Origin of the sequence: Paenirhodobacter sp. (assembly GCF_047600745.1) — a bacterium.
GTDB lineage: Bacteria > Pseudomonadota > Alphaproteobacteria > Rhodobacterales > Rhodobacteraceae > Rhodobacter.
Genome location: NZ_JASGKI010000001.1, coordinates 251,338 through 264,519 on the forward strand (window position 1 = coordinate 251,338; position 13,182 = coordinate 264,519).

The window sequence follows — 13,182 nt, forward strand, 5'->3', positions numbered from 1 at the left end:
ATCAGGCGGCGAGCCTCCGCCGCAGCCCCTCCAGATCGGGGGCGTCCTGCGCCGGACCGTAAAGCGCGAGCGCCGTGTGGTCCTGCGAAATCATCTTCTCGGCATAGGCGCGGACGGCGGCGGTCGACACCGCGTCGATCTGCGCCGAAACCTCGTCCAGCCCCGGCACCCGGCCCCAGACCGCCAGATTGCGCGCCAGACGCTCGGCCCGGCTCGATGCGCTTTCCAGCCCCATCAGCAGCCCCGCCTTCATCTGCGCCCGCGCCCGGGCGACCTCGGCCTCGGTCATATCCTCCGTCGCGCGTTTCAGCTCGTCGATGGTCAGGGCGCCCAGTTGCGCCACCTCATCCTCCGACGTGCCGGCATAGATGGTGATCATCCCGGTGTCGTCATAGGCCCCGGCCTGCGCGAAGATCGAATAGCACAGGCCGTTTTCCTCGCGGATCTTCTGGAACAGGCGCGATGACATGCCGCCGCCCATCGCCGTGGCATAGACCTGCGCGGTATACAGATCGGCATCGGTATAGCACGGCCCCTCGAAGGCCAGCGCGAAATGGACCTGTTCGAGCGTCTTGATCTCGCGCCGCTCGCTGCCCTGCCAGCGGGCGACTTGCGGCGCGGGCTGCCGCACCGGGCTGAGCCCGCCGAAGATCGCCTCGGCCTGCTTCACGATGGCATCGTGATCCACCGCACCGGCGGCGGCAAGGATCATCTGATCCGGCCCGTAATGTTCCGCGACGAAGCCCGACAGATCCTCGCGCCCGAAGTTCGCCACCTTCTCCGCCGGGCCGAGGATGGTGCGGCCCATCGCCTGATCCGGATAGGCGGCCTCCTGCAACCAGTCGAAGATGATGTCGTCGGGCGTGTCCAGCGCCTGCCCGATCTCTTGCAGGATCACATTGCGCTCGACCTCGATCTCGCGCTGATCGAAGACCGGATTCAGCACGATGTCCGACACGACATCAAGCGCCAGCGGCACGTCATCCTTCAGCACCCGCGCGTAATAGGCCGTCATCTCGCGCGAGGTATAGGCGTTGATATAGCCGCCGACATCCTCGATCGCCTCGGCGATCTGGAGCGCGCTGCGCGTCTTCGTGCCCTTGAACGCCATATGTTCCAGGAAATGCGCGATGCCGTTCTGTTCCGGGCGTTCGTGCCGCCCGCCCGCCATCACCCACACCCCCACCGAAACCGAAGCGAGGCTCGGCATCGTCTCGGTGATGATCCGCAGGCCGTTCGGCAAGGTGGTGATGCGGATCATGCGCGGCGTTCCTTGCGGATCAGGGTTTCGAGCGCGGCGAGGTCATTCGCCACGCGGGTCACGCGCTCGGGCCGCGTGAACAGGTCGGCCATGCGCGGCGGCAGACCCGGACGCACGCCGGTGGCTTCCTCGACCGCATCGGGGAATTTCGCCGGATGCGCGGTGGCAAGCGTCACCATCGGCGTCGCCGGATCGCGTTCCAGCGCCGCCTGCGCGACCCCGATGCCCACCGCGCTATGCGGGCAGACCAGTTCGCCCGTGGTCTTCAGCGTCTCGCCGATCACCTCCAGCGTGCGGGCCTCGCCCACGCAACCGCTGTCGTAAACGGCCCGCAACGCGCCGATGGCATTGGGCGAAACGGTGAAGCTGCCCTTGGCCTTCAACTCGTCCATCAGCGCGGCAATCGCCGCCCCGTCGCGGCCATAGGCCCAATACAATGCGCGCTCGAAATTCGACGACACCTCGATATCCATCGACGGGCTGATCGACGGCTTCACCCCGTGTTTCGTGTAATCGCCGCCCCGGATGCAGCGGTCCAGAATGTCGTTCTGGTTCGTCGCGATCACCAGCCGCTCGACCGGCACGCCCATTTCCTTCGCCAGGAACCCGGCGAAAATATCGCCGAAATTGCCGGTGGGCACGGTGAAGCTGACCTTGCGCGCAGGCGCGCCCAACGCCACCGCCGAGGTGAAGAAATAGACGATCTGCGCCAGAACCCGGGCGAAGTTGATCGAATTGACCCCCGCCAGCCCCACGTCGTCGCGGAAGGCGAAATCGTTGAACATGTCCTTCAGCCGGGCCTGACAATCGTCGAAATCGCCATCCATGGCGAGGGCGTGGACATTGCCCTCGACCGGCGTGGTCATCTGCCGGCGCTGCACCTCGGACACCCGGCCATGCGGGAACAGGATGAAGACATCGACATTATCCAGGCCCCGGAACGCCTCGATCGCCGCCGATCCGGTATCACCCGAGGTCGCGCCGACGATGGTGACCCGCTTGCCCTGCTTCGCCAGTTCGATCTGGAACAACTGGCCGATGACCTGCATCGCGAAGTCCTTGAAGGCCAGCGTCGGCCCGTGGAACAGTTCGAGCAGGAAATGGTTCGGCGCCAGTTGCACCAGCGGCGCCCGCGCGACATGGCCGAAGCCCGCATAGGCCCGGGCGATCGCGCCCTTCAGCTCGTCATCGGTGAAGGTCTCGCCGGTGAAGGGCTTCATCACCCGGAAGGCGACCTCTTCATAGCTCAGCCCGGCCAGCGCGGCGATTTCTTCGGCTGTGAACGTCGGCACGGTTTCCGGGACGTAAAGGCCACCGTCACGCGCAAGGCCCGTCAACATCGCCTCGCCAAAGCTCAGGACCGGGGCCATCCCCCGGGTGGAAACGTATCGCATCCGTCATCCTTCAGGTCTGTTGCCGCCTGATACGCCAGATCAGGAAGGCTGTCATCCCCGCCCAGACCGCCGCCAGCGAAAACCAGGTGATCGCATAGCCCAGATGGTCGTTCGGGATCCCTTCGGTGCCCAGCGGCACCGGCGAAACACCCTGCGCATCGCCCTCCACCCGCCGCGCGACGATCAGCACCGGCTCCGTGCCGAGCGCCTCGGCCATCGCCCTTGTGTCGCGCGCGAACCAGATGCCGGTGCGCAGGTCGGGCGGCGGGGTATAGCGGTCGGTCTCCTCGGGCCAGTGCAGGTTGCCGGTGACGGTGAGCGGCGTCGCGGGCCGGGGTGTGGCGCGGTCGGCATCGGGGACAAAGCCGCGGTCGACCAGCACCCGGCGGCCCCCGGTCTCGAAAGCCGAAATCACCTCATAGCCCGGCCCCACACCCTTGCGCCCGGTCAGGACCAGGATCTCCTGCCCCGTCGTCCGACCCTCGACCCGGACGGGGGTATATTTCCGCTCGGGCGCGCCGGGCGCAGGCAGGCCCCCGGGCGCGGCGGAAATCCGCGCCTCGATCTGCGCCAGCATCGCCTGTTTCCAGTGCAGCCGCTGCACCTGCCAGATGCCCAGCCCGATCAGCACCGCGCAACCGAGCACGCCCAGAGCCAGCGCGAACAGATACCGCAATCGCCCTACCGCCCCCAGATGTAGATCGAGGCGAACAGGAACAGCCAGACCACATCGACGAAATGCCAATACCAGGCGGCGGCCTCCAGCCCGACATGCTGATCCTGCGTCATCTGCCCGCGCTTCAGCCGGATCATGCAGACCAGAAGGAAGATCGTGCCGATGATCACATGCGCGCCGTGGAACCCCGTCGCCATGAAGAAGCTGTCCCAGTAGATGTTGCCGGTGCCGATCGCCTGCTGCGCATGGGTGTATTCGTAGAATTGCAGCACCGAGAAAAATACGCCAAAATCACCGTCAGCGCCAGCCCGTTGATCGCATCCTTGCGGTTGTTCTCATGCACCAGCGCGTGATGCGCCCAGGTCAGCGTGCAGCCCGACAGCAGCAGCACCACCGTATTGATCAGCGGCAGGTGCCACGGATCGAAGACCTCCGTCCCCGCCGGCGGCCAGATGCCATCGACCAAAGGATATTCCGGACCAAGGGGATACATCGCGTTCTTGATGAAGTTCCAGAACCAGACGACGAAGAACATCACCTCGGACATGATGAACAGGACGAAGCCGTAGCGCAGGCCGATCCGCACCACCGGGGTGTGTTCGCCATGCTCGCCTTCGCGCACCATGTCGGCCCACCAGCCATACATGCAGTAAAGCACCACGATCAGCCCGGCGAAGAACGGAAAGGGCGAGACCTTGTGGATCCACAGCACCGCCCCGAACAGCATGATGAACGCGCCAAGCGCGCTCAGGAACGGCCAGATCGAGGGCGGCACGATCTGATAGTCGTGGTTGCGGACGCCGGACATGAAGCTCCTCCTCTCAATTGACCGTCGCTGTCGTCTCCTCCTCCGGCAGCGGGGTCTCAAAGAACGTATAGGACAGGGTGATCGTTTGGATCCGCGCCGTATCCGGGTTGCGGGCCATGTCGGGGTCCACGAAGAAGGACACCGGCATCTCCACCCGCTCGCCGGGTTGCAGCACCTGTTCGGTGAAGCAGAAACACTCGATCTTGTCGAAATAGGCCCCGGCGGTATCGGGCGCGACGTTGAAGGCCGCAGTGCCCGCAATGGGCCGGTCGGTGGGGTTGAACGCTTCGTAGAACGCCAGCTGCGGCTCGCCGATGCGGACGGTCATGCGGTTCTGCTTCGGGCGGAACTGCCAGGGCATATCCTTGGCGACATTGGCGTCGAACCGGATTTCCACCATCTGGTCGAGCACCTCGCCCGCCGCCTCTGCCCGCTGCGGGGTGCCGCCGTAGCCGGTGGTGCGGCAAAACCAGCTGTAGAACGGCACCGCCGCCCAGGCCGCCGCGCCCATGAACACGACGAGCGCGAGCAGGCGGGTGACGATGCGGCGGTTCGCGCTCATGGCTGCCCCTCCGCCGTGGGGTGATGCGGGGGCACCTTCACCTTGACGATGGTCAGTGCGAAAACCAGCACCACGAAAGCGGCCAGCACCAGCCCAAGGCCCAGATTGCGCGAGAATCGCCGCCGATGAAGCTCGTGTTCCCGCGCGATCGCCATTCAGCCCCCCATTGCGTGCAACACCCGCTCGACCAGCAGGGCGAAGAAATGCCCGAACAGGTAGAGGAGCGAGAACCAGAAGAATTTCTTCTCGGCGCGGTAGCCATCGGCGGCGGCGGCCTCATCAGAGCGCCGCAGCAGCCGGAACGCCCCCGCGATGAACAGCGCGTTCAGCACCACCGCCACCGCCAGATAGACCGGCCCGCCGATCGACGTGACACCGAGGCCGACGGCCACCGGCGCCAGCACCAGCGCATAGCCGAAGATATGCCGCCGCGTGACCCGCCGCCCGTGGGTGACGGTCAGCATCGGCACCCCGGCCTTGGAATAGTCATCCTTCATGAACAGCGCCAGCGACCAGAAATGCGGCGGCGTCCACAGGAAGATCAACAGGAACATCGCCACCGATTCGACGCTGATCCCGCCCGTCGCGCAGGCCCAGCCGATCATCGGCGGAAACGCCCCCGCCGCGCCACCGATGACGATGTTCTGCGGCGTGCGCCGTTTCAGCCAGATCGTATAGACCACGGCATAGAAGAAGATCGTGAAGGCCAGAAACGCCCCGGCGAAGGGATTGGCGGCGAGCGTCAGCATGACGACCGACAGCACCGAGAGCAGCAGCCCGAAGCCGAGCGCATCGCCCTCGGTCACCCGGCCCGAGGGCACCGGACGCGAGGCGGTGCGCCGCATCACCCGGTCGATGTCGGCATCATACCACATGTTCAGCGCGCCCGAGGCGCCGCCGCCCAATGCGATGAACAGGATCGAGGCGAACCCCACCACCGGATGCACCGGCACCGGCGCCACCACCAGCCCGACAAAGGCCGTGAACACGACAAGCGACATCACGCGCGGCTTCAGCAGGGCGAAGAAATCGCCGAACCCCGCCTCGCCCTGGCCCTGCTGCTGGGTGAAGGAAATGTCGCTCATCGCTGTCCTCAGTTCGCCGCCGTCTTGATGGCGCCCGTCAGGCCCGCGTTGATCGTCTCACCGTCCGGGAAGCCAGCCTTCGCACGTTCAAGCCAGCGCGCATAGATGTCTTCGGGAACCACCTTGACGACGATGGGCATATAGGCATGCCCCTGACCGCAAAGCTCCGAACACTGGCCGAAGAAGACGCCTTCCCGCTCGGTGTCGAACCACAATTGCGCGATCCGTCCCGGCACGGCGTCCTGCTTAACCGCGAAGGCGGGAATCGTCCAGCTATGGATGACGTCGAGGGCAGTCAGTTGCATCACAATCGTCTTCCCAACCGGCAGCACGACCGCATTATCGGTGGCGAGCAGGTATTGATCGGGCGTATAGCCATGGCTGGCAAGGTCCGCCTTTTCCAGCGGCATGGCGTCGAAGCTGATCTCCTCGTCGGGGTATTCATAGGTCCAGAACCACTGGTTGCCGGTGACCTTCACCACGATGTCGCCCTTCGGGATTTCCTGCTGCTTCCACAGGGTGGGCAGCGAGAACGCCCCGATCACCACCAGAATCAGGATCGGCACCAGCGTCCAGGCGATTTCCAGCGGCGTGTTGTGGGTAAAGCGCGCCGGGCGCGGGTTCGTCTTCGCGTTGAAGCGGATCATCACATAGATCAGCAGGGCAAAGACAAAGAGGCAGATCGCGGTGATGATCGTCAGCAGCATATGGTCCAGCCATTGCTGATCCTGCGCCAGCACGGAGGACGCGGGCTGAAACCCCACCCCTTTCGCATGCGGCTGCCCGACGGTGGGCAGGCCGAAGATCATGTCCTGCGCGCGCGCCGCACCCGGCAAGGCGATGGCAAGCGCCGCGACGCCGCGGCACAGCTTCGTGATACGCATTTTCCCTCCCTCATGCGGCTCTCCCTGCCGCATTGTCCGATCCGGTGCTTCCCTTCACCGCAGGGGACATTATGTGTAGGGAACAGCATTCGCCCCGATCCGGCAAGAAAAAGCTTCGCTGTGGCGCAGCATAGGCGGGGGGCCAGGAGGACATGATGGACGACCGCTTCGACCCCTTTGCCACTCAGATCGACGAGACCGAGGCGCTGGCCACCTTGCGCGCCGCCACCGCCGGGGCGGAGGATGGCGAATTGTATCTGGAGCGGCGGCGCTCCGAATCGCTGGTCTTCGATGACGGCCGGGTAAAGAACGCCTCCTATGACGCCTCCGAAGGGTTCGGGCTGCGCGCGGTGAAGGGCGAGGTCGCGGGCTATGCCCATTCCACCGAGATTTCCCAGGCGGCGCTGAAACGCGCGGCGGAAACCGCGCGGCTCGCGGTGGGCGATGGCGGCGGCACGATGGCGCCCCCGCCCGCGGGCACGAACCAGCGGCTTTATACCGATGCCGATCCGCTGGCGGATGCGTCCTTTGCCTCGAAGATCGACATTCTGGGCGAGATCGACGCCTTCACCCGCGCGCTGGATCCGCGTGTGGTGCAGGTGACGGCCTCGATGGCGGCCTCGCATCAGGAGGTGTTCATCCTGCGCCCCGAAGGTGGGCTGGTGAGCGACATCCGCCCGATGGCGCGGCTCAACATCAGCGTGATCGTCGAGGACAGGGGCCGGCGCGAATCGGGCGGCCATGGCGGCGGCGGGCGGTTCGGCCTGTCGGGCCTCATCGACCCCGCGCATTGGCAGCCCGTCGCGCGCGAGGCGCTGCGGATCGCCTTGGTGAACCTTGATGCCGAACCCGCCCCGGCGGGGCAGTTCGATGTGGTGCTCGGCCCCGGCTGGCCGGGCGTGCTGCTGCACGAGGCGGTGGGCCACGGGCTGGAGGGTGATTTCAACCGCAAGAAGACCTCGGCCTTTGCCGGGCTGATGGGGCAGCAGGTGGCGGCGAGAGGGGTGACGGTGCTGGATGACGGCACGATCCCGGACCGGCGCGGCTCGATCACCGTGGACGACGAGGGCACGCCTTCGGGCAGGAACGTGCTGATCGAGGACGGGATCCTCGTCGGCTATATGCAGGACCGGCAGAATGCGCGGCTGATGGGCGTTGCCCCCACCGGCAACGGGCGGCGCGAAAGCTATGCCCATGCGCCGATGCCGCGGATGACGAACACCTACATGCTGGGCGGCGACGCGGATCCGAAGGCGATTCTGGCCGACCTGAAGGACGGGATCTATGCCGTGGGCTTCGGCGGCGGACAGGTGGACATCACCAACGGCAAATTCGTCTTCAACTGCACCGAAGCCTATCGCGTGAAGAACGGCGTGGTCGGCGCCCCGGTGAAGGGCGCCACCCTGATCGGCGACGGGCCGACGGCGATGCGCCACATCCGCGCGATCGGCAATGACATGGCGCTCGACCCCGGCATCGGCAATTGCGGCAAGGCCGGGCAATGGGTGCCGGTGGGCGTGGGGATGCCGACGCTGATGATCGGCGGGCTGACGGTGGGCGGTTCCGCCGCCTGAGCCCTTGATTTGCGGGCGGGGCGGTGTCACCCTTTCGTCATGACGATGCAGACGCCCTTCTCCGCCCCTCAGGTGGCCTTCGACCGGTATGAGCTGGGTGTGATCCTGTCGCTTTACGGTCGGATGGTCGCCGCCGGGGAATGGCGCGACTATGCCATGAGCTTCCTGCGGGAGCGGGCGGTGTTCTCGATCTTCCGCCGCGCGGCGGAAAACCCGCTCTACCGGATCGAGAAACACCCCGCGTTGCGCAACCGGCAGGGGATGTATGCGCTGTTCGGCATGGATGGGCAGGTGCTGAAACGCGGCCACGACCTGCCGACCGTGCTGCGGGTGCTGGAACGCAAGCTCATCCGCCCGGTCGACTGATCCCCAGGAACGGCCCCTCTCCCGCCGCCGCGATCCGCGCATGGCAGGCGGCGATGCCCTCATGCGCCACGCTCATCGTATGGCCATTTGCATGGATCAGCCGTTCCGCATCGCAGGCCATCGCCACATGCCCCTTCCAGAACAGCAGATCGCCGCGTTCGGGCCGCGTCCCCTCGGGCAGGCGCGGGAAGGCCGCCGCCTGAAGGTCGCTGTCCCCCGGACAGGCCCGCCCGCACAGCGCCAGCGCCAGTTGCACCAGTCCCGAACAGTCGATCCCATCGCGCGAATTGCCGCCCCACAGATAGGGCGTACCCAGCAGCCGCTCGGCCACCGCGACCGGATCGGTTTCCGGCTGCCCCAGCGGGCGCAGGTGCTGCGCGGGGATGAACCCTTCGGGGGTGACGGCAAAGCCACCCTCCGCCCCGGTCACCGCCACCCGGGCGCCCAGGCTGAGCCGCATCACCTCGCCCCGCTTGATCGAAGCCTCGCGATAGACATGCGTCGCCGGGGCCGAAACCACATGCGTCGCGGGCACGGGCGGCGACAGCGCGGGCTCCACCACCCAGCCGCAATAGCCATCCGCCCGCGCCTGAACAAAGGCCCAGCCGCCACGCCGGTCGATCACCCCCACCTCGGCGCCGAACAGCACCTGCCGGTCGCGCAGCGCGCCGGGTTCGGGGCACAGGTCACAGACCGGCAGGCCGATCCGCGCGGGCTCCTGCCGCGACGGGTCCAGCATCACGCGGCCCGAAAACGGCGTCAGGCGGCGGTCGCTCATTCCGCGATCTCCTCCAGAACCGACAGGATCGCCCGCGCGCCCTGCCCCACGGCGCCCTTCGGCCGCCCGGGCCTGGCGGTGGGCTGCCAGCCGTAGATGTCGAAATGGGCGAACCGCTCCGCCTCTGTCACGAAGCGGCGCAGGAACAGCGCGGCGGTGATCGAGCCCGCCATACCGCCCGAAGGCGCATTGTCCAGATCGGCGATCCCGGGTTCGATCAACGGCTCATAGGGCTCCCAGAACGGCATCCGCCACAGCGGATCGGCCAGCGCTTCGGCCCCGCGCGCAAGGCCCCCGGCCAGATCGTCGCTGTCGGTGTAGAACGGCATCACGTCGGGGCCAAGCGCCACCCGCGCCGCGCCGGTGAGCGTCGCCAGGCACAGGATCAGGTCGGGCGCCTCCTCATCCGCCGCCGCCAGCGCATCGGCCAGAACCAGCCGCCCCTCGGCATCGGTATTGTTGATCTCGACCGTCAGCCCCTTGCGCGAGGTATAGATGTCCTGCGGCCGGAAGGCATTCCCGCCCACCGCATTCTCCACCGCCGGGATCAGCACCCGAAGCCGCAGCCGCAGCCCGAGCGCCATCACCATATGCGCAAGGCCCAGGACCGTCGCCGCCCCGCCCATGTCCTTCTTCATCAGGCCCATCGAAGACGGCGGCTTGATGTCCAGCCCGCCGGTATCGAAACAGACGCCCTTGCCGACCAGCGCAACCTCCGGCCCCACGTCACCCCACCGCAGATCAATCAGCCGCGGCGCGCGCGGCGAGGCCCGCCCGACCGCATGGATCAGCGGATAGCCCTGCGTCAGCAGGTCGTCCCCCGTTACCACCGCCACCGTGGCCCCATGCCGTTCCGCCAGCGCGCGGGCGGCGGATTCGATCTCCTCCGGCCCCATGTCGTTCGGCGGGGTGTTGATCAGGTCGCGGGTCAGGGCCTCGGCCTCGGCCATGATTTCGATCCGCCGGGCATCCAGCCCCTCGGGGCAGACCAGCCGCGCGCCCGGCGCCTTTTGCGGCGCGTAACGGTCGTAGCGGTAGCCCTCCAGCAGCCAGCCAAGCGCCTCCGTCTCGGAACAGGGGCGGCTCAGCGCCCAGTCCCCGGCGGGCAGCAATGCCCGCCCCGCCGCCAGATGAAACCGCCCGCGCCGCCGCGCCGCCTCATCGCCCAGCCCGATCAGCGCGCCCGCAACGCCATCAGCCCCCGGCAGCAGGCAGACCGCGCCAAGCGCCCCCGTGAACCCCGCTGCAAAGGCCCGCTGCGCCGGGCTCAGTGCCTCGGGCAGTTCCTCGCCCGCGGCCAGCGGGTAAAGCGGCAGCCCGGGGCCCGGGGCGAAACGCAGGGCGGGGCGGGGGGGAAGGATATCGGTCATCTCGGTCTCCGGCTGTTCCGCCCGACCCTAGCGCCGCCACCGGCACCCGCAACCCCGTGCAGACGCAGCGGCAGATTTCGCAACCGCAAAAACCCCTCGCGCTGCGGGCCGAGACAGCCTATCACGGGGCGAAAGCCATGGGGGACAGGATGCAGGAACACGTTCGGCCTCTGCCATCGTATCTGGTGAGCCGCTATCACGGCTGGAAAGCCACGACCTATGCGGAAAACAAAAGCTGGTATCGCCGCCTTGCCGAGGACGGACAGCGCCCGCGCGCGATGATCATCTCCTGCTGCGATTCGCGGGTGCATGTCACCTCGATCTTCGGCGCGGATTCGGGCGAGTTCTTCAGCCACCGCAACATCGCCAATCTGGTGCCGCCCTACAACCCGGACGGCGACCACCACGGCACTTCGGCGGCGGTGGAATATGCGGTGAAGTCGCTGAAGGTCGCGCATCTGATCGTGCTGGGCCATTCGCAATGCGGCGGCGTCGCGGGCTGCCATGCGATGTGCACCGGGCACGCGCCGGAGCTTGAGGAAAAGACCTCCTTCGTCGGCACCTGGCTCGACCTGCTGCGCCCCGGCTATGAGCGGGTGAAGGATCTGCCCGATGACGGGCAGGTCCGCGCGCTGGAAAAGGAATCCGTCGTCATCAGCCTCGAAAACCTGATGAGCTTCCCCTTCGTGCGCAATGCGGTCGAGGCCGGGGACATGACGCTGCATGGCCTGTGGCACGACATCGGCACCGGCGGGCTTGAACAGTTCAACCCCGCCAACGGTGGTTTCGATCCGGTCTGATCAGCGCAGAACCTGCCCGGTGGGCCATGACAGGCTGGTTTCCAGCGTGACGGTCCGGGTCTCCCCCGCGGGCAGGTCGAATTCCCAGGCCAGAAGCCCGCGTTTGTCGTCCCAATCCTTTGCCGTGGGCGTGGGGTCGGCCTTGAAGCTCACCGTCAGATCATCCTGTTCCGAATAGGGTACCCGGTCGATCAGCCGCAGCGGCCAGTCCTGCCCGGTCAGGTTCTCGACCGTGATCTCGGCCCGCTCGACCCGCGCGTTGGATTTCATGATCACGCCGCGCCCGCCCGCCGAAGCCTCCGGCACCACGCGTTTCAGCCGCAGCCCCTCGACCGGCCCCATGCCCAGCCGCAGCCGCTCGCCCCCCGCGACGAAGGGCAGCGCCCCCTGCCCCACCAGCGCGCCATTGACGAACAGCGCCGCCGGCCCGGGCAAAAGCGGCTCCGCGCCATTCGTGCCCTCCGCCACGCGATAGGCCGTGTCATCAAGCATCGGCACCGCCTCGGCACGCAGGGTCACCGGGCGCGACAGCGTGTCGAGCCGCAGCCGCAGATCCTCCGCCCCGTCGCGAATATCGACCGGCGCGGGATAGTGCCAGACCAGCACCGGCCCCTGCATCTGCGGCGCGGCGAATTCGGCCATCGTCGCCTTCGGCGCGGCGGCATCCGCCATCCGCATCAGCCGCTGGTCATCCGGCGCCCCGGCGCTCACCAGTTCCGGCCAAAGGTCGCCCGGCGCCGTCTGCCCCGAGGGCCGCGCGGTGGAAAGCGTCACGTCAACGCCGGTCCAATCCTCCCCCGTCGCCTGCCGCACCGTGACATAGCGCCCGATCGCCAGTGCCCCCGCCGCGCTGTCGAGCGCCAGATCATAGGAAGGCGTCCACCCCGCATCGGCCACGAAAGTGGTGATCGTCAGCTCCCCCGCCCCGTCGGTCCGCAACAGCAGCGCATCGGATTTTTCCTGCGCCGCCAGATCCTTCCGCGCGCGGTCGAGCGCCTGTTGATCGGGTTTCAGCGCCGCCTCCGCCACCCGTGCCTCGGCCTCGATCCGCAGCGCCTCTTGCAAAGCGTCGCGCACGCCATCGCCCACCACCTGCGCGAGCCGGGGCAGATCCGCGCCCTGTGTCGAGGCCCCGCGCAACAGATTGGCCCGCGCCCGCGCCGCCTCCGCCCCGGCGCGGATCGCGGCCACGGCATCGGTTTTCTCCGCCAGCGCCCGTTCCAGCTCCGCCACCCGATCCCGTGCCGGACTGTCCGCCGTCTCCCGCGCGCCGATCAGCGTCATCGCGCCGACCGCCACCCCGGACACCCGCAGTTGCGCCGGATCGGTGTTGTCGGGCAGGTTCGGCACCAGAACCTCGCCCCCCGGAACGGTAACGGTGCGGGTCACCTGCGCGCCCTCGGGGAACAGGGTGACGGACACCACCTTCGCGGGGGTCTCGACAGGCGCCGCCAGCACGGCCATGGGCGCCGCCGACAGCAGCAGGGACATCAGGACAGGACGCATGAACTCCTCCGGGTTTTGGCCCGAGGGTCACAGGGTTGGCGGCCAAAGGCAAGGCCCGCCCCCTCACGTTCCGGTCAGCCCCGAAACGGAAACCCCGGCCGCGAGGGGCCGGGGTCGA

At 67.5% G+C, this 13,182-nt stretch carries 13 protein-coding genes and 1 pseudogene; 3 read left to right on the plus strand and 11 right to left on the minus strand.

What is annotated here, in order from left to right:
* Window position 1 precedes the first annotated feature (1 nt).
* From QM789_RS01335 to coxB, 8 genes and pseudogenes are all read right to left on the minus strand, one after another.
* Window positions 2-1,261, minus strand: coding sequence for a M16 family metallopeptidase (locus QM789_RS01335; protein ID WP_420350181.1), 1,260 nt, complete (start codon window positions 1,259-1,261; stop codon window positions 2-4).
* Window positions 1,258-2,655 (minus strand): threonine synthase, encoded by a 1,398-nt coding sequence (gene thrC, locus QM789_RS01340; RefSeq protein WP_420350182.1) that lies wholly within the window; start codon window positions 2,653-2,655, stop codon window positions 1,258-1,260. Before thrC ends, QM789_RS01335 begins: the two co-directional genes overlap by 4 nt.
* Window positions 2,656-2,665: 10 nt before the next feature.
* Window positions 2,666-3,331, minus strand: a complete 666-nt coding sequence (locus QM789_RS01345; protein WP_420350183.1) for an SURF1 family protein — start codon at window positions 3,329-3,331, stop codon at window positions 2,666-2,668.
* Between the two features lie 5 nt (window positions 3,332-3,336).
* A pseudogene (locus tag QM789_RS01350) lies at window positions 3,337-4,139 on the minus strand (cytochrome c oxidase subunit 3).
* Between the two features lie 13 nt (window positions 4,140-4,152).
* Window positions 4,153-4,701 (minus strand): cytochrome c oxidase assembly protein, encoded by a 549-nt coding sequence (locus tag QM789_RS01355; RefSeq protein WP_420350184.1) that lies wholly within the window; start codon window positions 4,699-4,701, stop codon window positions 4,153-4,155.
* Window positions 4,698-4,856: a hypothetical protein gene (locus QM789_RS01360; protein WP_420350185.1), complete on the minus strand. Its 159-nt coding sequence runs from the start codon at window positions 4,854-4,856 to the stop codon at window positions 4,698-4,700. Before QM789_RS01360 ends, QM789_RS01355 begins: the two co-directional genes overlap by 4 nt.
* On the minus strand, window positions 4,857-5,786 hold the full coding sequence (cyoE, locus tag QM789_RS01365; RefSeq protein ID WP_420350186.1) for a heme o synthase: 930 nt from the start codon (window positions 5,784-5,786) through the stop codon (window positions 4,857-4,859). It abuts the gene before it with no gap.
* A gap of 8 nt (window positions 5,787-5,794) precedes the next feature.
* Window positions 5,795-6,670, minus strand: coding sequence for a cytochrome c oxidase subunit II (coxB, locus tag QM789_RS01370; RefSeq protein ID WP_420350187.1), 876 nt, complete (start codon window positions 6,668-6,670; stop codon window positions 5,795-5,797).
* Between the two features lie 152 nt (window positions 6,671-6,822).
* Here coxB and tldD point away from each other — a divergent pair, with 152 nt between their 5' ends.
* Together tldD and QM789_RS01380 are read left to right on the plus strand one after the other, a co-directional pair.
* Window positions 6,823-8,244 carry a metalloprotease TldD gene (gene tldD, locus QM789_RS01375; RefSeq protein ID WP_420350188.1) on the plus strand — a complete coding sequence of 474 codons (1,422 nt, stop codon included), beginning with the start codon at window positions 6,823-6,825 and terminating at the stop codon, window positions 8,242-8,244.
* Between the two features lie 39 nt (window positions 8,245-8,283).
* The gene (locus QM789_RS01380) at window positions 8,284-8,610 is read left to right on the plus strand and encodes a DUF2794 domain-containing protein (protein WP_420350189.1); all 327 of its coding nucleotides are present in this window, start codon (window positions 8,284-8,286) and stop codon (window positions 8,608-8,610) included.
* Here the strand turns inward: QM789_RS01380 and QM789_RS01385 are convergent.
* Together QM789_RS01385 and QM789_RS01390 are read right to left on the minus strand one after the other, a co-directional pair.
* Window positions 8,591-9,388, minus strand: a complete 798-nt coding sequence (locus QM789_RS01385) for a C40 family peptidase (RefSeq protein WP_420350190.1) — start codon at window positions 9,386-9,388, stop codon at window positions 8,591-8,593. The two genes, QM789_RS01380 and QM789_RS01385, sit on opposite strands and share 20 nt — an antisense overlap.
* Window positions 9,385-10,758 (minus strand): leucyl aminopeptidase family protein, encoded by a 1,374-nt coding sequence (locus QM789_RS01390; RefSeq protein ID WP_420350191.1) that lies wholly within the window; start codon window positions 10,756-10,758, stop codon window positions 9,385-9,387. Before QM789_RS01390 ends, QM789_RS01385 begins: the two co-directional genes overlap by 4 nt.
* A 149-nt stretch (window positions 10,759-10,907) precedes the next feature.
* On the opposite strand from QM789_RS01390, the gene QM789_RS01395 reads away from it, so the two are divergent.
* Complete coding sequence (locus QM789_RS01395; protein WP_420350192.1) at window positions 10,908-11,558, plus strand: carbonic anhydrase; 651 nt, start codon at window positions 10,908-10,910, stop codon at window positions 11,556-11,558.
* On the opposite strand, the gene QM789_RS01400 is transcribed toward QM789_RS01395, so the two are convergent.
* Window positions 11,559-13,064, minus strand: coding sequence for a DUF4139 domain-containing protein (locus tag QM789_RS01400; protein ID WP_420350193.1), 1,506 nt, complete (start codon window positions 13,062-13,064; stop codon window positions 11,559-11,561).
* Window positions 13,065-13,182: the final 118 nt, after the last annotated feature.